19 protein-coding genes are annotated in these 21,147 nt (G+C 53.9%); 4 read left to right on the top strand and 15 right to left on the bottom strand.

Annotated elements, in window-relative coordinates; all coding sequences use genetic code 11:
• Window positions 1-115: 115 nt before the first annotated feature.
• The 14 genes from rplI to QGT73_RS03025 all read right to left on the bottom strand — a co-directional run bounded on the left by rplI (window position 116) and on the right by QGT73_RS03025 (window position 14,106).
• Window positions 116-556, bottom strand: coding sequence for a 50S ribosomal protein L9 (gene rplI, locus QGT73_RS03090; RefSeq protein ID WP_123616234.1), 441 nt, complete (start codon window positions 554-556; stop codon window positions 116-118).
• 22 nt (window positions 557-578) lie between these two features.
• A complete protein-coding gene (gene rpsR / locus QGT73_RS03085; protein ID WP_170957576.1) occupies window positions 579-848 on the bottom strand; it encodes a 30S ribosomal protein S18 in 270 nt (89 codons plus the stop codon).
• Window positions 849-1,214: a 30S ribosomal protein S6 gene (gene rpsF / locus QGT73_RS03080; protein WP_123616236.1), complete on the bottom strand. Its 366-nt coding sequence runs from the start codon at window positions 1,212-1,214 to the stop codon at window positions 849-851. It abuts the gene before it with no gap.
• 183 nt (window positions 1,215-1,397) lie between these two features.
• Window positions 1,398-3,800, bottom strand: a complete 2,403-nt coding sequence (locus QGT73_RS03075; protein ID WP_280121379.1) for a TonB-dependent receptor — start codon at window positions 3,798-3,800, stop codon at window positions 1,398-1,400.
• A 63-nt stretch (window positions 3,801-3,863) separates the two neighbouring features.
• Complete coding sequence (locus tag QGT73_RS03070) at window positions 3,864-5,180, bottom strand: Na+/H+ antiporter NhaC family protein (RefSeq protein WP_280121378.1); 1,317 nt, start codon at window positions 5,178-5,180, stop codon at window positions 3,864-3,866.
• Between the two features lie 16 nt (window positions 5,181-5,196).
• Window positions 5,197-5,763: a GNAT family N-acetyltransferase gene (locus tag QGT73_RS03065; RefSeq protein ID WP_280121377.1), complete on the bottom strand. Its 567-nt coding sequence runs from the start codon at window positions 5,761-5,763 to the stop codon at window positions 5,197-5,199.
• Entirely contained in the window at window positions 5,760-6,710 is a 951-nt protein-coding gene (gene ribD, locus QGT73_RS03060) for a bifunctional diaminohydroxyphosphoribosylaminopyrimidine deaminase/5-amino-6-(5-phosphoribosylamino)uracil reductase RibD (protein WP_280121376.1), read from the bottom strand. Before ribD ends, QGT73_RS03065 begins: the two co-directional genes overlap by 4 nt.
• A 49-nt stretch (window positions 6,711-6,759) precedes the next feature.
• A complete protein-coding gene (gene ispG / locus QGT73_RS03055) occupies window positions 6,760-8,436 on the bottom strand; it encodes a (E)-4-hydroxy-3-methylbut-2-enyl-diphosphate synthase (RefSeq protein ID WP_280121375.1) in 1,677 nt (558 codons plus the stop codon).
• 9 nt (window positions 8,437-8,445) lie between these two features.
• Entirely contained in the window at window positions 8,446-8,949 is a 504-nt protein-coding gene (purE, locus tag QGT73_RS03050; RefSeq protein ID WP_280121374.1) for a 5-(carboxyamino)imidazole ribonucleotide mutase, read from the bottom strand.
• A 39-nt stretch (window positions 8,950-8,988) separates the two neighbouring features.
• Entirely contained in the window at window positions 8,989-9,594 is a 606-nt protein-coding gene (locus QGT73_RS03045; RefSeq protein ID WP_280121373.1) for a phosphatase PAP2 family protein, read from the bottom strand.
• A 30-nt stretch (window positions 9,595-9,624) separates the two neighbouring features.
• The gene (rpoN, locus tag QGT73_RS03040; RefSeq protein WP_280121372.1) at window positions 9,625-11,070 is read right to left on the bottom strand and encodes an RNA polymerase factor sigma-54; all 1,446 of its coding nucleotides are present in this window, start codon (window positions 11,068-11,070) and stop codon (window positions 9,625-9,627) included.
• Between the two features lie 46 nt (window positions 11,071-11,116).
• Window positions 11,117-12,100: an NAD-dependent 4,6-dehydratase LegB gene (locus QGT73_RS03035; protein ID WP_280121371.1), complete on the bottom strand. Its 984-nt coding sequence runs from the start codon at window positions 12,098-12,100 to the stop codon at window positions 11,117-11,119.
• Between the two features lies 1 nt (window position 12,101).
• Window positions 12,102-12,548, bottom strand: coding sequence for a lipocalin-like domain-containing protein (locus tag QGT73_RS03030; protein ID WP_280121370.1), 447 nt, complete (start codon window positions 12,546-12,548; stop codon window positions 12,102-12,104).
• A gap of 34 nt (window positions 12,549-12,582) precedes the next feature.
• The gene (locus QGT73_RS03025) at window positions 12,583-14,106 is read right to left on the bottom strand and encodes a capsule assembly Wzi family protein (protein WP_280121369.1); all 1,524 of its coding nucleotides are present in this window, start codon (window positions 14,104-14,106) and stop codon (window positions 12,583-12,585) included.
• Between the two features lie 572 nt (window positions 14,107-14,678).
• Between QGT73_RS03025 and QGT73_RS03020 the strand changes: the two genes are divergently transcribed.
• From QGT73_RS03020 to QGT73_RS03010, 3 genes are all read left to right on the top strand, one after another.
• Complete coding sequence (locus QGT73_RS03020; protein ID WP_123616246.1) at window positions 14,679-15,674, top strand: class II fructose-bisphosphate aldolase; 996 nt, start codon at window positions 14,679-14,681, stop codon at window positions 15,672-15,674.
• A gap of 187 nt (window positions 15,675-15,861) precedes the next feature.
• Entirely contained in the window at window positions 15,862-17,265 is a 1,404-nt protein-coding gene (nhaA, locus tag QGT73_RS03015; RefSeq protein ID WP_123616247.1) for a Na+/H+ antiporter NhaA, read from the top strand.
• Between the two features lie 110 nt (window positions 17,266-17,375).
• Window positions 17,376-18,623: a phosphoglycerate kinase gene (locus QGT73_RS03010; protein ID WP_280121368.1), complete on the top strand. Its 1,248-nt coding sequence runs from the start codon at window positions 17,376-17,378 to the stop codon at window positions 18,621-18,623.
• Window positions 18,624-18,840: 217 nt separating this feature from the next.
• On the opposite strand, the gene QGT73_RS03005 is transcribed toward QGT73_RS03010, so the two are convergent.
• On the bottom strand, window positions 18,841-19,788 hold the full coding sequence (locus tag QGT73_RS03005) for a tRNA-dihydrouridine synthase family protein (protein ID WP_280121367.1): 948 nt from the start codon (window positions 19,786-19,788) through the stop codon (window positions 18,841-18,843).
• A 159-nt stretch (window positions 19,789-19,947) separates the two neighbouring features.
• Here QGT73_RS03005 and QGT73_RS03000 point away from each other — a divergent pair, with 159 nt between their 5' ends.
• Window positions 19,948-21,054: a dermokine domain-containing protein gene (locus QGT73_RS03000; protein ID WP_123616250.1), complete on the top strand. Its 1,107-nt coding sequence runs from the start codon at window positions 19,948-19,950 to the stop codon at window positions 21,052-21,054.
• The last annotated feature ends 93 nt before the right edge of the window (window positions 21,055-21,147 follow it).

The raw sequence follows: 21,147 nt of genomic DNA, 5'->3' as shown, positions 1-21,147 counted from the left end.
ACCTATCAGACCAAAACATATCACTCGTCTGCATTACAGACAACGAGGTGCGTCAAACTCTGGTTTGACACACCTCGGTATTGGAGTCCTTTTGGATTAATATTCCTCGGGATAATTATTCTGCTACAACTTCGAAGGGAACCTCTACAGTCACGTCGCGGTGCAGACGGATGGTAGCGGTGTAGTTGCCTACTTCCTTCACAGCCTCAAGGCTGATGACCTTGCGGTCAATGTTGTGACCGAGCTTCTCGAGAGCCTCGGCAATCTGGATAGCGTTAACCGAGCCGAAGATAGTGCCGGTCGACGATGTCTTGGCACCGATGGTGAGCTTAACACCTTCGAGGGCGGCTGCTGCGGCCTCTGCCTCTGCCTTGATGCGCTCGAGCTTGTGGGCGCGCTGACGCTGGTTCTCGGCAAGAACTTTAAGAGCCGACTCAGATGCGATCACGGCTTTGCCGGTGGGGATAAGGTAGTTGCGGCCATATCCGCTCTTTACTTCGACTACATCGTCCTTGTAGCCAAGGCCGTTGACGTCTTCTTTAAGAATGATCTTCATAATTCCTGATTAGCTTTTAAAGTTATTTCATCAAGTCGGTAACGTAGGGGAGGAGGGCGAGGTGACGGGCACGCTTAACGGCCTGAGCCACACGACGCTGGAACTTGAGAGAAGTTCCGGTGATACGACGGGGAAGGAGCTTGCCCTGCTCGTTGAGGAACTTCTTGAGAAATTCAGGATCCTTGTAGTCGATATACTTGATACCGCTTCTCTTGAAACGGCAATATTTCTTCTTCTTTACGTCTACCGAAAGGGGAGTGAGGTAGCGGATTTCTGATGCTTGTGCCATGATTTAGTTCTCCTTTACTTCTTCGTTGACAGGTGTGGTTGATTTGGTGCGGTTGCGACGCTTCTCTGCATATTCTGCGGCATACTTATCGTTGCGGAATACGAGGAATCGGAGCACGCGCTCGTCGCGGCGGAAGGCGGTCTCGAGTTTCTTCACGAGAGTGGAATCGCCATCAAACTCCACGAAAGAGTAGAAGCCGGTAGATTTCTTCTGGATGGGATAAGCAAGTTTGCGAAGACCCCAGATTTCTTCATTTACGATAGTTGCTCCGTTGTCGGTGAGCACCTTCTCGAACTTTTCTACCGCTTCCTTCATCTGCTGGTCAGACAAAACGGGAGTTAAAATGAAAACGGTTTCGTAATGATTCATTTTGGTGAATGATTAGTTATTTGATTTTTAAGAAAGTGCGCTCAAAGGCACTTTTCCGGGCGCAAAATTAGCAATTATCCCCCACTCTACCAAACTTTCTTGCAACTTTTTCACTTTTTTCGATCCAAAAGCCTCCAAAAGTCACAAAACGCATGATCTTACACCGTATTTCTTTTATAATGTTTAAAACTCAATATTAAGTCGGATGTTAAACTGTCGGCGTGTCAGATAATTGGGCACGGCATACTGTATGTCGTTGACATCGGTGACCCAATAATAGGAGGCCACGTTGGAGATGTCGAGAAGGTTAAACACATCGGCTCCGACCCATACGCTTTTGAGCCATCGGCCTATGCCGCTGCGCGTCTCGCCCTCCTTGAGAGCCGGGAGCAGAGCATACTGCACCCCGGCGTCAACACGCTTGTAGGGCGGCATGCGGAAATAATCGACATCTCGCGAACTGCGTGGGGCGGTCGAGGGGAGTCCCTGCATGAATATGCCGCGCAGCGAGAACTTGAGCCGCGGTATTTTTGGGAAATAATCGGTAAAGTATAGACCGAATGAGTATCCTCTGTCGGTCGGACGCGGCACCTTGACCCCGTGCAGCGTCTCGGATGTCTTCATAAGCGAGAAACTCACCCACGAGTCACTGCCTGGCACAAACTGTCCGAAGAGCTTGAAGTCTACACCGGTCGCATAGCCCGACGATTCGTTACGGCCCGAGTAGACGAGTTTGAGGTTGTCGATTTCATAGGGCACGAGGTCTGACATGGCTTTGTAATAGACCTCACCCGAGAGCTTGAACGGACGGTTGAGAGCACGGAATGTATAGTCTGTCCCGGCTATGAAATGGATACTGCGCTGCGACTTGATTTCCTCGTTGAGCACTATGGTCTGGTTGCCGTCGGCATCAGTCACAGGCATACGGTATTCTTTGTAGAACGGTGTCTGGTAATAAAGTCCCGTCGCAAACCTCAACGCCCATCCGGGAGCGCGCTCAGGGATAAAGCCGACCGATGCTCGCGGACTGACAAGCGTCTCCTTGTTGAAACTCCAGTGGCTCAGACGCACTCCGGCATTGACCGTAACAAATCCGGCCGGGGTGGAAAATTTCCACGCGTCCTGCACAAAGGCCGCCACACGTGTCGACGTGAGGTCATGGCGTGAATCGAGATTATATATGACCCTAACCTCGTCGGGCATCGACGGGAGCGAATATCCTGCCGAGTCGCGCAGCTCCCACTCGCGGCTGCGGTCCATAATCTTTTCGCTCTGCACACTCAGCCCGTAGGTGAACGTATGGCGGCTGTTAAGGGCTGTGCTTCCTTTGAGAGCAAGAGCCATGACTGAGGCTTTGAGGCGGTTGCGGGCATGCTCGCGATAGCGTCCGACACCCAGCTCCCCGCCGACGTCGGAGGTTCCGGCCTGGTCGAGCCAATATTCGCCCGATATGTCATAGGCCACGAGCTCATTGGTGAGATAACCCGAGGCGAGAAGCTGAAGGGCTGTCCCGCGGTTCAGGCGATAGTCGAGCGAAAGGGCTCCGAAGTAGGTCTCGAAGCGGTCTTTTTCATGTCCGTCGAAATAGACGGTAAACTGTTTGGCATCGGATGATGTGCCGAATGTAGTGGTGCGGTTGACCGGCGTAAAGAGATAACTGTTTATAGCTACATTACCAAGCAGTGATGCCGAAAGCCGATCGGAAAACCGATATGTCATCGAAGTCTGATAATCGAAATAACGTGGGTCATACTCTCCCTTGGTGTCGGTCGACCCTAAAAGCGATGAGTTTGACTTGTATCTGATGCCATGCAGTTGACTGAATCGTTTGCTCCCCTGCCCTATGGCAAGCGAGCCACCCATGAGACTTGCCGACAGCGAACCCTCAAAGGCCTCGGGCATACGGTAGGTGATGTCGAGCACCGACGACATCTTGTCGCCATACTCGGCCGGATAGCCGCCGGTAGAAAATCCGATAGCTCCTACAAGGTCAGGATTGATAATACTCAGTCCCTCCTGTTGGCCCGACGACACCAGTTGCGGACGGTAAATCTCGACACCGTTTATATACACGGAATTTTCATCATAGGAGCCGCCTCTAACGGAATATTGTGACGACAGTTCGTTTGAACCGGTCACTCCGGCAAGTGTCGTGAGCAGCGACTCGACACTGCCGCCCGACACGTCGGGCGAACGCTTGAGCTGTGAGGCGTCGATGGTAGCCACCGAACCGGTCTGTTTCTTAAGTTCGGTCACCTCTACCTGCTGAAGCAACTCCGTGTCGAGCTGCAACATCACATTGAGAGTGACATCGGCCTCGGGGTCAATGAGTCTGCGCTTCTCCTCGCGATAGCCTATACATGAATAGTAGACGGTGATTGTGTCGGCCTTGGCACACGATAATGTATACTCTCCCTCCAGACCCGAGGTGACACCGATGGCCGTGCCGCCGATACGCACGGTGGCAAACTCGATGGGCTCGCCCTGCGCATCGGTTATCTTTCCGTGTATCCTCACCTGGGCGGCTATCGTACCGACAGCCGACAGCAGTATGATTATATATGTGACAAGGCGTTTTGACCTCATTTTATGCACGTGTTCTGACATACTATCTAAACGCAGTTTACGGCATAAAATTGTATCGACGCATCACCCCCTTCTGTGCAGACGGTAAGGGATAAGAAATACTATCGACAACACCACCATCAGAGCCAACGCCCAAGGGTAGTAGAGATAGACAAACGGAGCGGCAGGTGCTATTCCGGCAAGTGAGGAGGCCAGGAGGGTCTGCGCTCCGTAAGGGATGAGACACTGCACGATACATGCACACGAGTCAAGCAGCGATGCGTTTTTGCGTGGGTCCACTCCGTAACGCTCGCCTATCTCACGCGATATGCCGCCGACCGTGATGATGGCAACGGTATTGTTGGCCGTGCACAGATTGACTATAGCAACAAGAATGGCTATACACGCCTGTGCGCCCCGCAGTCCAGACACGCGCGAGGTGAGCACCCGCAGCAGATACTGTATGCCTCCGGCGGCCTTTATCACTCCGAGCATACCGGCTGCAAGCAGCGTGACGATAATCAGATCGCCCATCGAGTCTATGCCTGTGCCCATGTAGCCGAACAGGCTGATGATATCGTGTCCATAAAACAGTCCGAGTGCCAGGGCTGTGATTATGCCCAGCGACAGCACTACTGTGACATTTACTCCCATCACGGCAGCCACAAGCACCACTATATATGGCAGTATCATCACAGGGTTGGCGTCATCGCCGACCGATACCTCGGGCGTACCGAGGCTCATCACCACATACACAAGCAGTGTGATGATGGCGGCGGGGACACATATCCACAGGTTGGCCTTGAACTTGTCGGCCATCTGGCACCCCTGCGAACGTGTGGCGGCAATCGTTGTGTCGGAGATAAACGACAGGTTGTCACCGAAAAACGCACCGCCGAGCACTACGGCCACATAGAACGACAGACATGCCCCGCTTGCATTGGCCATCTCCACGGCAAGCGGCGTAAGGGCCACGACGGTGCCGACCGATGTGCCGATGGAAAGCGAGATAAAGCACGAGGCCACAAAGAGTGCGGGGACTATGAACTGAGACGGAAAGAAACGGAGTGTGAAATTGACAGTGGCGTCAATGGCTCCTATCTCCTTAGCCAGAGCGGCAAAGGCTCCGGCAAGAATAAATATCCATATCATATAAAGTATGTTGGCATGGCCGGCCGAGCGCGAGAAGGTCTCGATGCGCTCCACCAGTGTGCCGCCGCGACGATAGATGACAATACTCCACACCGAGGCCACAAGAAGGGCCACTGACAGGGGCATTTTGTAGAAGTCGCCTATGGCTATCGACACTACGAGATACAGACACAGAAATACGGCCACCGGCGAGAGTGCCAGCAGCCCGCGCGAGGTAGTGATTTCGGGAAGTCGGGTAGACGGATGCATGTTTGTCGGCAATGAATCAATCGGGATATTGCATATGGTCCATGAGGACGTGTATAAACGGACGCTCGCCCACCTGCACAAAACCCACACGCTCATAGAGACGGCGTGCACGGGGATTATCCTTGTCGACAAGCAGCCCGGCTGGTTTTCCACACTCGCGGGCCCGCTCTATCATGGCTTTAAGCAACTCCGAGGCTATCCCACGGCCTCGATAGGTAGGAAGCACGGCAAGCGTATCGAGATAAAACTCTTCCGGCTCACACTCATCCTCCACTCCTTCGAAATGATGACCGAGTTTTTCGGTGACAGTCTCGAAAAACGGACGGCGCAGTTCATGGAGCTTCGCTCCGTCATATCCTACACATACTCCCACCGGAGTGCCGTCATCGTCAACGGCCACAAGCGCGTTGCGATAACTGTACTGGCTGTCCTCACGTGCGGCAAGCGTCGCAAACATGTCTATGACATCATTGACAGTATGATTCTCGCCGGCAAGATTGGCGGCTATCTCCTCACCGATGGCATCCACCACCGAGGCTCCGATGAGCATAGCGTCCTGTGGACGCGCGGGTATAATCGTCATTTTTCTATATGTATTATCGTATTGTTATCAATAATCAGCGTGTCTGCCACACGGCAGTCGGGACTCAGCGCGGGGGCCTTGACCTCACCACCTATATATATAGGAGCGCGTTCGATGCGTATGGCATCCCACAGACCCGAGTCTATGAACGAACGCAACACTTGCGCGCCCCCCTCGACAAGCACACTCGTCACTCCTCGCGAATAGAGGTCGGAGAGCACATCGGTCAGTGAACTGTAGGAGTCATACACGACAGTATGGTCATCCGCACGCCCACCGGTACGCCCCCTGCGGTCGAGAATGACTCGCAGGGGCGAACGGCCGGCAAATAATCGTGTATCGAGCCGCGGACTGTCGGCAAGCACAGTGCCGCTCCCGACGAGTATCGCGTCGTGAGTGGCCCTCAGTTTATGCACAAGCATTGAGGTCACGGGAGTGGATATGTGGCCGTCGATATATCCGTCGGCACTCTCGGCCCACTTGAGCGTGACATACGGGCGGCGCAGACGATGGGCGGTCATAAACTTTCTGTTCAGAGCCACACACTCCGCCTCCATACACCCGGTCTCCACCTCGACCCCGGCCTCACGGAGCATATTGACACCGCGCCCGGCCACCTTTTCATACGGGTCGAGACACCCCACGACCACGCGCGGGATACCCTTCTCTATGATGAGCGAGGCACAGGGCGGAGTCTTGCCGTAATGTGAGCACGGCTCAAGGGTGACATACATGGTGGCGTCACGGAGCATGGTCTGATCGGCCACCGAAGCGATGGCATTGACCTCGGCATGTCCCTCGCCGTGACGTCGGTGCCACCCTTCGCCTATGATGCTGCCGTCGGGAGCTACGATGACGGCCCCGACCATGGGATTGGGCGAGGCGTCAAGCTCGCCGTGACGCGCCAGCTCGAGGGCGCGCTGCATGTATTTGTTCAATTTTTTCAAAATTGAAGGTTATGAGGTTATAAGAGGTTCAACTCGCCTACGCAATGTGTCACGGCTGCTCGTCCTGCCAGTCACCGTTCTCCTTTATGAGTGCGATGAGGCGGGGCAGGGCTTCGGAGGCCGGAATGTTTTTCACCACACACTCCTTACCCTTGTAGAGACTTATATGACCGGGCGCGGCTCCGACATAACCATAGTCGGCGTCAGCCATCTCTCCGGGGCCGTTGACTATACACCCCATGACTCCTATCTTCAGACCCTTGAGATGAGATGTGGCGGCCTTTATCTCACGCAATGTCGACTGGAGGTCGTAGAGCGTACGGCCACATCCGGGACAGGAGATAAACTCGGTCTTGGAGATACGGTGGCGTGTGGCCTGGAGTATATTTAGCGCGAGGCGGTTGAGCATCTCACGGTCTATATTGTCTGCCGTAGAATCAATGGCTATGCCGTCGGCGATACCTGACAGCAGCAGATAGCCGAAGTCGACTGCCGCAGCGATGGTAAGAGCCTCAAAGTCGTCGGTATCGTAGGTGAACGACACAACCACTGGATTGGTCAGACCGCGACATGCCATAGCGTTGACAAACGATTTGGTGCGAAGCGCGCGGTCGGGCTGCAAAGCCACAACAACAACCATGGCATTCCTGTCGGCCGCAATCTCGTCAAGGGCCTTATCCAAATCGTCATCATCAAGGTTAAACACAAGGACATGACCGTCGGCATCCGGCAGTTCGTCAAGACCAGCGATCTGCGGAAGAAGTCCGCGCCATGCCGAATCACGACGACACGGAGCGCATTCATCCACTCCGTCGGGATAGCCACATGCCTTCAATCCCTCAGCCTCGCCGACGGCATCATCGACATGACTGATGATGGCGCATGCCACAGGTATCTCACACTCGGGCTCCTCGCTGAGCGACACGCGTATGGTGTCGCCTATGCCGTCCATCAGGAGCGAACCTATACCGACAGCCGACTTGATGCGACCGTCCTCACCGTCACCGGCTTCGGTGACACCGAGATGTAGTGGGAAGTGCATATCCTCGGCATCCATGGCTTTGACCAGACGGCGCACCGTCTCGGTCATGACAAGCACATTGGAGGCCTTTATGGAAATAACAACATCGCGGAAATCCTCGCTCAGACACACGCGCAGAAATTCCATCGCACTCTCCACCATGCCGACCGGAGTGTCACCATAACGGCTCATGATGCGGTCAGACAACGACCCGTGATTGACACCGATTCGCAAGGCTGTGTGATGCTGCTTGCAAAGATCGATAAGCGGCACGAGAGCGTCGCGTATCTTGCCGAGTTCGGCGGCATACTCCTCGTCGGTAAACTCTATCTTCTTGAACGTGCGGCCCGGGTCGACAAAATTGCCCGGATTGATGCGCACCTTCTCTACTCGCGTGGCCGCCGCAAAGGCTGCCCGAGGATTGAAATGCACATCAGCCACAAGCGGCACCGACACCCCGAGCTCCGACAAAGCCTCCTTGATAGGCGTAAGATTCTCAGCCTCGCGCACACCCTGGGTGGTGAGGCGCACTATACTGCCTCCGGCATCGGCTATACGTTTTATCTGAGCGGCTGAGCCAGGCGTGTCGTTGGTGGAAGTGGTGGTCATCGACTGCACCACTACTGGCGCATCGCCTCCGATAGTCACCTGTCCCACCCTTACAGGCCACGCCCGATGACGCTGCCGGTGAAATGTATTGTTCACGTCTAAACTCTAAACTTTATACTCATAGATAACATCCTTCAGTGCCTCGTTGGCCTTGACGATTTTCTTCGACAGGGTAGCGCGATAAGCATCATATCGGGCAGCGAGATCGGGGTCAGCAAGCGCGAGTATCTGCACAGCTGTAACCGCAGCGTTCATGCCGGCATTAATGCCAACGGTAGCCACCGATATGCCCGGAGGCATCTGCACAATTGAATAGAGGGCGTCCATACCGCTGAGAGTCGAGTTGATGGGTATACCGATCACAGGCAGCGGAGTCATGGCGGCAATCACTCCCGGAAGAGCTGCGGCCATGCCGGCTGCGGCAATTATCACCTTTATGCCGCGGGCCTGCGCACCTGTGGCAAACTCCTCGACCTCACGCGGGGTGCGGTGAGCCGAAAGGGCATTCATCTCAAAGGGCACCTGCATCTCGTTGAGAAAGTCAGCAGCCTTTTTCAGTATGGGAAGGTCACTTGTGCTTCCCATGATAATACTTACTATCGGTTTCATTATTGTTTTGATGGAAATGTATAATGATTGTAATTGTGATTATATTCCTGATATGAGCCACACGCACAGAAATCCGTTGGCCGCTCCGGCGAGCACCTGGAGCAGAGTGTGGCGGCCGAGATATACACGTGAGGTCATGACCATGCCGGCCAATACGACGCCACACGAAATCCATACGTTCATATCATAAATGGCCTGATGGGTAGCCGCAAGTCTAAACAGCATGGCTACAAGTCCGCTCACTGCGGCCGCATGGGCCGAAATCTTCCACTTGAGATTGACCAGCGTATTGACCGCTATGGCTGCCGCGCCTCCCACATAAAACAGCGACAACCATGCAGGGGCGGCCGCACGATACAGAAAAAACGCACATCCGAGATAACACAGCATGGCTACACCGTAGGGTATGAAACGATCGCCTCGCTCGTTGAGCCCGGGATCTTTGACCATACCCGACTTATAGAGAGCGAGTATCACCGTAAGCGGGAGCACACAGGTGATGACAAATGTTATGGCCACCGTGGTCCACAGCACTCGGTGGGGCAATATGGCCAGCACCGACAGAAACGATGCCAGCATCATGCCGTAAGCAGGCACAAGCAGGGGCGAGAAAAGTAAAGACAGCAGTTGTGATATGCGTTTCATTCAGTGCTTTTACGATTATTATGTTTATACTTACAGTTTCTTGCGCAAACGGGCCACAGGGATGCCGAGCCGTTCGCGATATTTGGCTACCGTGCGGCGGGCTATGTTATAGCCCATCTCCGTGAGTCTGGCTGTGAGGGCATCGTCACTCAGTGGCGATGACGGAGCCTCCTCTTGTATTAACACACGCAGAGCCGAAAGGATTTCGCGCGACGAGGCATCTTCATCCTCGCTCACACGCTCGTTGAAGAAAAATTTCAGCGGATACACCCCGCCCTGCGTGGCTACATATTTGCCGGCCGTAGCTCTCGACACCACCGAAATGTCCATGCCGATGGCTCCGGCTATATCCTTGAGCACCATAGGGCGCAGGCGGCTCTCGTCTTCGCTCAAGAAAAACTCGCGCTGCCAGCGGGCTATGGCCTCCATCACCTTCATGAGCGTGACGCGACGCAGACGCAGCAGTTCGATGAAATCCGACGCATCGCGACGCTTGCTTGAGATAAACGACAGTGCCTCACGCTTGCGCATGCTTGTCTCGCCGGTGTCCGCAACGCTTACCTCGTCATCCACATCAAAACTACGCTCGATGGCAAGTTCGGGCAGACTCCCGGGCATCGACACAGTGATGCGGTCGTTACGGTCGACCTCGACATAAAAATCGGGCACAATGTGACGCGCACGGTCATCGGCATCACTCTCTCCGAAACGGCTCGCGGGCTTGGGGTCGAGCGAGCGTATCACTTCATCGGCCTCACGGAGCGACTCGCGCGAAATCCCGAGCAGCGAGCCGAGACGATCGAAATGACGCAGCGAGAAGACGTCAAAATAATTGTCGACAATCTCTCTAGCCGTCCTGACAGCCTCGGAGTCGGGCATGCGCCGCAACTGAAGCGACAGACAGTCACGCAGGTCATACGCACCCACTCCAGCCGGATCAAGCGTACGGATACGAGCGAATATATCCTTGATTTCAGCCATGTCCACCTCTATGCCTGCATCTATGGCCAGGTCGTCATCTATCTGCGGGAGTGTACGAGTCATGTAGCCGTTATCATCAATATTGCCGACGATATAGCGTGCTATCGCCAACTGACGCTGCGAGAGGTCGGTCTCGGCAAGCTGCGACATGAGCGACTCCATAAGCGACTCGCCCGCAGCCACCGCTACCGGCTCAAAACGCACATCATCGGCACTGCGGTTGTTGGCTTCGAGTCTGTAGGGAGGTATGTCGTCCTCGTCGCGATAGTCAGCAAGTTGCATCTGCTCGGCCGATTCGCCATATGTCTCGGTCGGCTCTTCACCAGCGACAGGTGTATCGACAACCTCAAGTGCAGGATTGTCATCCACCTCGCGGCGCACCTCTTCCTCTATCTCAGGCTCGGTCATCTCAAGCATACGCACGAGACGCATCTGCATGGGCGATAGCCTCAACTGCAGACGCTGCTCCAATGACTGTGACAGGGACTCTTTCATTCTCGGTTAAAAGTCTAAACTCTTTAAACTTTATAAACTCTCTAAACTATAAGTTATAGATCCCGGCCTTGTAACGTGCAAGGTTTTCAGGACAAGTGAACCAGTCCACTGTAAGAGACAGACCCGAGCGCAGATCTTGACGCGGACGCCAGTCGGTGAGCGAGGTGATGAGACTGTTGTCGCCACACAGACGGAACACTTCGCTTCCGGCCGGACGCAGACGGGCCGGATCGGTGACATATGTCACATCCTCACCCATTATATCGGCTATTGTCTCGAGTGTCTCGCGCATGGTCACTTCGGTGCCGGTGGCTATGTTTATCTCACGTCCCACCACACCGTCGGCATTACCGAGAGCGATGAAACCTGCTGCCGTATCGGTGACAAAATTAAAGTCACGTGTAGGCGTAAGGTCGCCCACCATAATCTCACGCTTGCCCGAAGCTATCTGCGCGATAATCGAGGGGATGATAGCTCTCGCGCTCTGACGCGGACCATAGGTATTGAACGGACGCGCTATAACAACAGGCAGGTCAAAGGCGTTGTGAAAACTCAACGCTATGGCGTCGGCACCAATCTTGGTGGCACTGTAAGGCGACTGCGGCTGCTTGGGATGCTTCTCGTCGATGGGCACATAACGGGCTGTGCCGTAGACCTCGCTCGTGGAGGTCACCACAAGACGGCCGACTCCGGCATCGCGACATGCCTGGCAGATGTTGAGCGTGCCTTTTATATTGGTGTCGACATAGCTGTCGGGAGCCACGTAACTGTAAGGGATAGCTATCAGAGCTGCAAGATGATAGACTGTCACACAATCTCTGACAATCTCGCGACACAGATTGGGGTCACGCACATCGCCGGTGACAACCTCGAGATCGGGATTGTCCATGCCTTCGAGCCAGCCCCAGTTGTTAAAGGAATTATATTGGCTCAATGCCCTTACTTTATAGCCTGCGGCGAGAAGAGCCTCCACGAGATGAGACCCTATGAAGCCGTCGGCCCCGGTCACAAGCACTTTATCTTTCATCATATCAATATGCTTTTGTGAGATGATATTCATATCTTATGTCATCGTCCGACACATACCATAGGGTCATGGCCGACGATGAGAGTGATTCAATATTAAGAGTCGTCACTTCCTCAAGATGCAGAGGCTGTGGCGGAGTATAAAACTCGTCTCCGTCGTTGTCGGAGTGGGAGAAATCGAGAGTCAGTTGCGTGTCGGTGCGCGACCACATGCCCTTGGCTGTCTTATAGTCGTTATAAGGATACAGGGTGAGTATCCACGCGAGGTCTCCCTGAAACGACCATGTGTAGAGCAACACATCGTCGGCAGCGGTGCCGTCGCTGTAGAGTGGCACCTCCTCTCCGTCGGCAGTGAGCGATGTGACGTTCCACCGTCCGAAAAGATGGCCTATGTCACCGTCCATACGCGTACACCCGGTGATTGCAGGCAATGTCACGGCAATCAGTAGCAAAACACACGTTATATTATATAATCTTCGCATCCGGCTATAAGTTTAAGAGTCCGTGATATTTTACCGAAACCATCGCGCCGAAAGCATTCGACGGCATATTGCCGCGGTCCACCTCGACCTGCGCGTTGACCGACAGCCCCTTTACACGGGCCGGACTCCAAGTCACCTCGGCCATCACCGACGAGAGATGTATCGGAGCCGGCAGCATGAAATATCCGCTGCCCCACGCCTTGCGGTAGCCCCCTTTGACCAGATAATCCACTCCGGGAGCTATCGAACCCTCGACCCCGACATGAAATCCGCGCATGGCGTTGGCCAAAAATTTATTGCACCCGTCAAGATTATAGATAGGTGCCATAAGTGCCGGAGTACCTATCGACTGCCCGTAATAGGCATAAGAATTATACGACACATTATTATAATAGTCATCCGACCCCGATGTGTGGCCGGTGATGGTAGTACCTACCCAGTCGGCCGGATTGAAATGTATGGGTCCGCTCTGATTGGTAAAGTCGAGATATTCGATTACAGCACCCGAGATGACTCCGCCTTTGCCGGGAGCTTTATACTCTATGCCCCACAGGCCGTCCCAGCCGTTCTGCTTGCCTATGCCCGACCCGTCCTCGAAAGGCCAGGAGAAATATCCGGCCAACTCATGACCGCCGTCGAGACGATAACGGGCCCTGAGATCCCACGACCCAAGATGATTGCCCACGTAGAAGCTCTCACCACCTTCACCTATCGGGAGAAGCATGCGCAGGAGCGTCTTGACTCCGGCCGAGCGGTCCTCATGACGCCACACTCTGCCGTGATTGTAAAAGTCGGTATAACCGCCAAACTCTCCGGCGGCCTGCATGCCCACTGTTACAGACAGTCTTTCAGAGGGTCGTGTGCGGAAATAACACCGCTTGTAGCTGTAATACTGACCCTGCGAAAGATTCTCATTATAATAATTGTAATGGTCGCGCCACCAGTCATCGTCAAGCATCTTGCCATAGGCTACCTCGCCCTGTATCTGCACCCATCCGTTGGTAAAGGGGATGTCCTGAAAATCGACAAATCCTGCCCTGACCTCGGGTATCGGACGGGCATTGCCGCTCTCCACAAGGTCACCGCTCGTAAGCCGCTGATTGAGAAGAGGCGAACCATGCTCGCGCATACCGGCCGAGAGAAACACCGAGCGGTAACGCACTATGCCGTAAAGCTGCTGGATACGTGCCGATGACGGACGCATCGGGTGTCTGAGCCACACCTCACCGGCCACGTCATACCGCTCATAATCCACAGCCGACGCATGGCCGCCGATCAAGTCAAGACCGAAGCCATAGCCCCATCGGCCTGCCATGTCGAGCGGACGCCACACCGATGCTTCGGCCTGGATATTGGAGGCACTGGAAAAACGGCCTCCACGCATAGCCGAAATATAATATGGTGCGAAATCACCGCTACCCGCTCCTGCCGTCAGCGACACCTCATAATCAAGCGGATATGCAGCTCCCGCACTCAGTCCCGACAAAGCCAGGATGGAATATATGGAGAGTTTTCGGAAATTAATCATTGACCGATATATACAATTTCCCACAAATTTAGCTCTTTTTTCCCTAACCGCAAAAAAAGAACTTTGTCACAAACGTCATCCTGCGCGACATTATCGCACCATTCTGCCATATTTCATGTCGTAACTTTGCGATACCGACACCACCGCCCTCAACCAACCCACTCTCAACCACCACACCCTCACTCCAAAAATATTTAAAAGCCACCGCATTATGCCACACATCACCATCCAGTCACCATGCACAACACTAATCGACAGCACTCACTACTACACAAAGCGTAATTACATTTTATGTAGTTACAATTTGTGTAAAAACTCCGTTCCCATTGGTAGAAACACCAACATGTGGCTTACTGCCTGCATGGAAGGTTTCATGATCCAATATATGCTTACTGGCTGAAATCGCAATATTTCAATCTCGGACAGTATACATAATCTATAAATCTGCCGTCAGCAAAGCCTGTTAACAATATTTTTGACAGGCGATGGTGCAGAATGAAAAAAATTTGCTAACTTTGTGGCCTTACGATTTGAAATCCATTACTCAACCCAACCAATATATAAGTACAAAAATGGTAAATTATAAGGATTTAGGTCTCGTAAACACCAAGGAAATGTTTGCCAAGGCCATCAAGGGAGGCTATGCCGTGCCCGCGTTCAACTTCAACAACATGGAGCAGCTCCAGGCCATCATCAAGGCCGCTGCCGAGGAGAAGTCACCCGTGATACTCCAGGTATCGAAAGGCGCACGCAACTATGCCAACGCCATTCTCCTCCGCTTCATGGCCCAAGGCGCAGTAGAATATGCCAAGAGCCTCGGCTGGGAAAATCCCCAGATCGTGCTTCACCTCGACCACGGTGACAGCTTCGAGCTCTGCAAAGACTGCATTGACAACGGTTTCTCTTCTGTGATGATCGACGGCTCACACCTCCCCTACGAGGAAAACGTAGCCCTCACCAAGAAAGTATGCGACTACGCTCACCAGTATGACGTGACTGTCGAAGGCGAGCTCGGCGTACTTGCCGGCGTTGAGGACGAAGTATCCTCCGACCACCACACATACACCGATCCCGAGGAAGTTATCGACTTCGCTACCCGCACCGGCTGCGACTCGCTCGCTATCTCGATCGGCACAAGCCACGGTGCCTACAAGTTCACCCCCGAGCAGTGCACCCGCAACGAGGAAGGCAAGCTCGTACCCCCGCCGTTGGCATTCGACGTACTCGACGCCGTTATGGAGAAGCTCCCCGGATTCCCCATCGTACTCCACGGCTCGTCGTCTGTACCCCAGGACGAAGTTGACACCATCAATAAGTATGGCGGCAAGCTCCCCGACGCTATCGGCATCCCCGAAGAGCAGCTCCGCAAGGCTGCCAAGAGCGCGGTGTGCAAGATCAACATCGACTCTGACAGCCGTCTGGCCATGACCGCTGCCGTGCGCAAGGTTCTCGCCGAGAAGCCCGCCGAATTTGACCCCCGCAAGTATCTCGGCCCGGCCCGCGACAACATGGAGAAGCTCTACAAGCACAAGATTGTATCGGTGCTCGGCTCGGCCGGCAAGGCATAATCTCCCTGTAAGGAAAATACGACTGTCCTGAAAATCGGGACACCGACAGATAAAGACTGTTATCGGCCCTAATCACAATGGCCGGTAACAGTCTTGTTTTATTTACCTGCTCAACACATTCTACCCCGTCCCGAACCCTCCAAGTCCGACATTTGTTAAGTCTAAAGAAACATAAAGACTTGACAAAATGACTCATCACACACCCGCTCCCCGTCCCGACGGACCGGGAACAGACACTTTCGCCCGCAACATCTTCTTCTCGGCGCGCAGAGCCATCTCGCATCATGCTTCGGGCGGCAATGTGCTCATGTTTGCGACACTGCTAGCATTGATTGTAGCCAACATACCGGGAATCAACACTCTCTATCACGACTTCTGGAGTCAGGAAATGAGGCTACAGGTGGGCGACTTCAACGTATTCTCCCACGGAGGTCACCCGATGACAGTGCTACAGTTTATCAACGACGCTCTCATGGCCATCTTCTTCTTCAATATCGGACTGGAGATTAAGCGCGAGGTGCTCGTCGGCGAACTCTCGTCAATACGTCAGGCACTGCTTCCTATAATGGGAGCCATCGGCGGCATGATAGTCCCCGTCAGTCTTTACTATCTGCTGGCACGAGGCACCGACTACACCGACGGCGCGGCCATCCCCATGGCTACCGACATAGCTTTCTCGCTCGGCATCATCGCACTGCTCGGCTCAAGAGTGCCATCTTCTCTCAAAATATTTCTGACCACCCTCGCCGTAGTCGATGACATCGGCGGCATAATAGTCATAGCGGCCTTCTATGCCGGACACATCGACGTGGCCTTCATAGGCTATGCAGCCATCGGACTGCTGGTGCTGCTCGCCGGAGGCGCAGTGCTGAAGATTCAGACCAAGATGTTTTACTTCATAATAGGCGGAGTGGTATGGTTTTTCGTGCTCAATTCCGGCATACACCCCACCATAGCCGGCGTACTCGTTGCCCTGTGCGTGCCGTCGACTCCGGTCTATGCCCCCAACAAGTACATACGTGTCATACGCGAAAACATACGCAACTTTCGCGAGGATGACGACGCCGACCTCGACGACCGCACCATCCTGAGCCACGAACAGCTCGACTGGCTCAAGCAGATAGAAACGGCCTCTGACCGCGTCATCTCACCGCTCCAGGACATGGAAGACCAACTGCACCCGCTCACCGACTATCTGATAATCCCGCTCTTTGCCTTTGCCAACGCCGGAATATTTCTCCTTGACATCAACCCGCTCACAGTGGTCACCGGCGTGAGTCTGGCCATACTCGTAGGTCTTGTAGCCGGAAAATTCCTTGGTATACTCCTCTTCTCATGGGCAAGCGTGAAACTCGGCATTGCCCCGATGCCCGAACAGGCCGACTGGCGCATGATGAGTGCGGTGTCGCTGCTCGGAGGCATAGGCTTTACAGTGTCACTGTTTATCGCCTCGCTTACGTTTGACGCCTCGACAGCCGCCGGCGCGGCAATGCTCAACGATGCCAAACTCGGCATTGTGGCCGGTTCGCTCATCGCAGGTATAGGCGGATATGTGATGCTGCGCCTCTCACTGCCAAAAGACAGGCAGTGAGAAGCCTCTCAGGCCATCACCATAAAAAAATGAAAGAAGAATTATACGATTAAAGAAAATTTTCCGTAATTTTGCGCTGTAAAACAGACAACCCAATAAAATTATCATCAATGACTATTGATCAGTACAATTTCAACGGCAAGAAGGCAATTGTGCGCGTTGACTTCAACGTTCCCCTGGACGAGAACGGCAACATCACCGATGACACCCGTATCCGCGGTGCGCTCCCCACACTCAAGAAAATCCTCGCCGACGGCGGCAGCCTCATCATCATGAGCCACATGGGCAAGCCCAAAGGCAAGGTCAACCCCAAGATGTCGCTCGGCCAGATCAAGGACACTGTAGGCAAATATCTCGGCACCGAGGTTAAGTTTGCCGAAGATTGCGCCCAGGCCTCAGAACTCGCAGCTTCACTCAAGCCCGGCGAAGTGCTCCTGCTCGAGAACCTCCGCTTCCACCCCGAAGAAGAGGGCAAGCCCGTAGGTATCGACAAGGCCGACCCCGCTTATGAGGCAGCCAAGAAGGAAATGAAGGAAAAGCAGAAAGAGTTTGCCAAGACTCTCGCTTCATATGCCGACGTATATGTCAACGACGCTTTCGGCACAGCTCACCGCCGTCACGCATCGACCGCTGTAATCGCCGACTATTTCGACGCTGACAGCAAGATGCTCGGTTACCTCATGGAGAAAGAGGTCAACGCTGTCGACAACATCCTCTCTGACATCAAGCGTCCTTTCACCGCTATCATGGGCGGCTCGAAGGTTTCGACCAAAATCGGTATTATCGAAAACCTCATGGACAAGGTGGACAACCTTATCCTCTGCGGCGGCATGACCTACACTTTCGCCAAGGCTCTCGGCGGCAACGTAGGCAAGTCAATCTGCGAGGAGGACAAGCTCGACCTCGCTCTCGACATCATCAAGAAGGCTAAGGAAAAGGGTGTGAACCTCGTGCTCGGCACCGACTGCGTTGCAGCCGACGACTTCAGCAACGACGCCAACACCATGGTAGTATCATGCATGGAGATTCCCGCCGAATGGGAAGGCCTTGACGCAGGTCCCGAGACCCGCAAGGCTTTTGCCGACGCCATCAAGGGTGCCAAGACCATCCTCTGGAACGGTCCCGCAGGTGTATTTGAGTTTGACAACTTCACAGCCGGTTCACGCGCTATCGCCGACGCTATCGTAGAGGCTACCGAAAACGGTGCTTTCTCGCTCGTAGGTGGCGGTGACTCTGTAGCTTGCGTCAACAAGTTTGGTCTTGCCGACAAGGTGAGCTACGTATCTACCGGTGGTGGCGCACTCCTCGAGGCTATCGAAGGCAAAGTGCTCCCCGGCATCGCAGCAATCCGCGGCTAATACTTGGAATAATTAGCAATTAGCAATTAGTAATTAGTAATTAGCAATTAGTAATTGCTGACAACAATAACAAACGTCCCGCATGTATTTTCAAAGTACATGCGGGACGTTTCATATTATTGACGTCTAATATTGTTTCATATTATTGACGTCTAATATTATTGTCTCATATTCAAGCTATCATGTCAGCATTAGCCCAATTACTAATTGCTAATTACTAATTACTAATTGCCCTAACTCCTTCTTCGTATTTTCTGAGCGAATTGGCTTTTTTTATAGCCTTCATAGCCTTCCGGTCAAGAGACGGAGCGAGATATTCCCAGAACGGCTTAACCTTACCCAACACCTGCGCATCACCGCTCAGAGTATCGCGATAATGACCGTAGACCATCGAATGGAGGCGCATCATAGCCTCGTGACGGCGAGACTCGTCCCACTCCTCACCCGCGAGCCATTCGGCCACGATGGAAGGACGCGAGAAAAGTCCGCGACCTATCATCACACCTGCAAGCGACGGATAGCGCGACAAAATGTCATCGATATGCGACGGATGCGTGATGTCACCATTATATATCACCGGGTGAGCCGACCCGGCGAGCAGAGCGGCAAACTCATCGAGCCACAGTTCGCCCTGATATTGCTGACGTGCTGTGCGCGGATGCACGGTGACATGGCTGAGCGGCAGAGAGTTGACCGCATCGGCCGAAACACGCCACTCGTCGGGCGACTCAACGCCGAGACGCATCTTGAGCGAGAACTCAATATCGCTGTAACGGCCTCTCATCTCATCGCCGAGCGCGGAGAGCAGCTCGGTGTCGGCTATCATGCCCGCACCACGCCCATGGTGGACCTGAGGTGGAAACGGACACCCCATATTGATATCAATCTGCCTGTAACCGGCCTCGGCCACAGCATCGCAGAGCATGCGAAACTCGCGCAGATCGCGCAGGATTATCTGTGGAGTCAGACGTATATCCTTATTGAAATCCGAGCCAAGGTGGCGCAGATCGCGACGGCGTATCTCACCGCGCTCCACACGCAGAAACGGAGTGTGATAGCGTGTGATGCCGTCACCGTAAATCATGTGATGAAAATGACGCCATGCAGTCTCGGTAAGCCCCTGTATAGGAGCCGAAAATATCGCTTTATTGTTCATTTCTTCCATATCTGTGACAAAAATAGTGAAAATTTAGGCTATATGTGTTGTAACTGAGGAGAAAAAACGTTATTTTTGTAAAAGGGATTCTAAACCTTTTTCACCCCGTGGTGTCTAAGTAGTAAGATACCATATAATTAGTCACAACTCTATCAGTAAAATCTCTCTATGAAACTGAAACGCATACTACTTACTATGGCAGGAATCGTGGCAGCCACCTCGGCGGTCACAGCCCAGTCATATTTTGACGATGACATCTATTATGATGCATCCAAGGACAAGTCCAAGCCGGCCAAGACCGTCAAGCAGACTTACCGCACCCCCTCGACCGTGATTGTGGCGGAATATCCCGCCGCTGACACCTATAACGTCACAGGCACCCGCACCATCAGTGTGGACGATTACAACCGTCGCGGCATCTTTGCCACCGACTCGCTGACCACCGACAGCACCGCCACCGACTTTGCCTACACCCGACGCATCGAGCAGTTCTACAATCCCGAGATTGTATCCGGCTCAGGCGATCAGGAGTTGGTAAACATCTACTACATGGAGCCGGAGCGTGTCAACGTCTATGTCAACACACCCTCGGGCTACTGGGGCTATGATTATTTCTACCCCGATTTCGCATGGTATGGCCCGAGCTGGGCCTTCAACTGGCGATGGAATTCACCCTGGTATTGGAACAGTTGGTATGACCCCTATTGGTCATGGGGCTGGGGACCTTCCTGGGGTTGGGGACCGAGCTGGGCATGGGGACCTGCATGGGGCCCATCGTGGGGCTGGGGTCCGTCTTGGGGCTGGAGCGGCCCGATATGGGGTGGTCCGTCATGGGGCGGCAACCGACCCACTCATCGCCCCGGAGTACGTCCGGGCTCTTCCTTCAACCGTCGACCGACAGGAGCCATCGGCACCAGCGGACGCCCCGGCCTTACTAACGGCGGACGTCCCGGCACCAACGGCTACACACGTCCTTCAGGCGTAAACGGCCGACCGTCGACCGGCACAAGCAACCGTCCGGGCGTAAATTCGACCAATCGTCGCCCCACACGTGGTGACGGCTCGGTGACAACCCGTCCCTCAAATACCAACAACGGTAATTACAACTATCCGAGCAATACAAACGGAGGTCGCGGCTCAGGTTACGGCTCAGGCTCATACAATCAGAGTTCACCCTCACGCGGCAGCTCATGGGGCACAGGCGGCGGCTCGTTTGGCGGCGGCCGTTCAAGCGGCGGAGCACGCACAGGCGGCGGTGGCCGTGGCCGTCACTGATACGTTTACCAACGGTCTTATAAAATTATAAAGTCAACAAAGTTAAGATAATAGCTCAAAGAAATATGTAACGGCTCAAGTCTTTAGGTATTA

Source organism: Duncaniella muricolitica (assembly GCF_910574735.1).
Classification (GTDB): domain Bacteria; phylum Bacteroidota; class Bacteroidia; order Bacteroidales; family Muribaculaceae; genus Duncaniella; species Duncaniella muricolitica.
The sequence above is the reverse complement of the archived record's forward strand: the minus strand, read 5'-3'. Positions and strand labels throughout refer to the sequence as shown.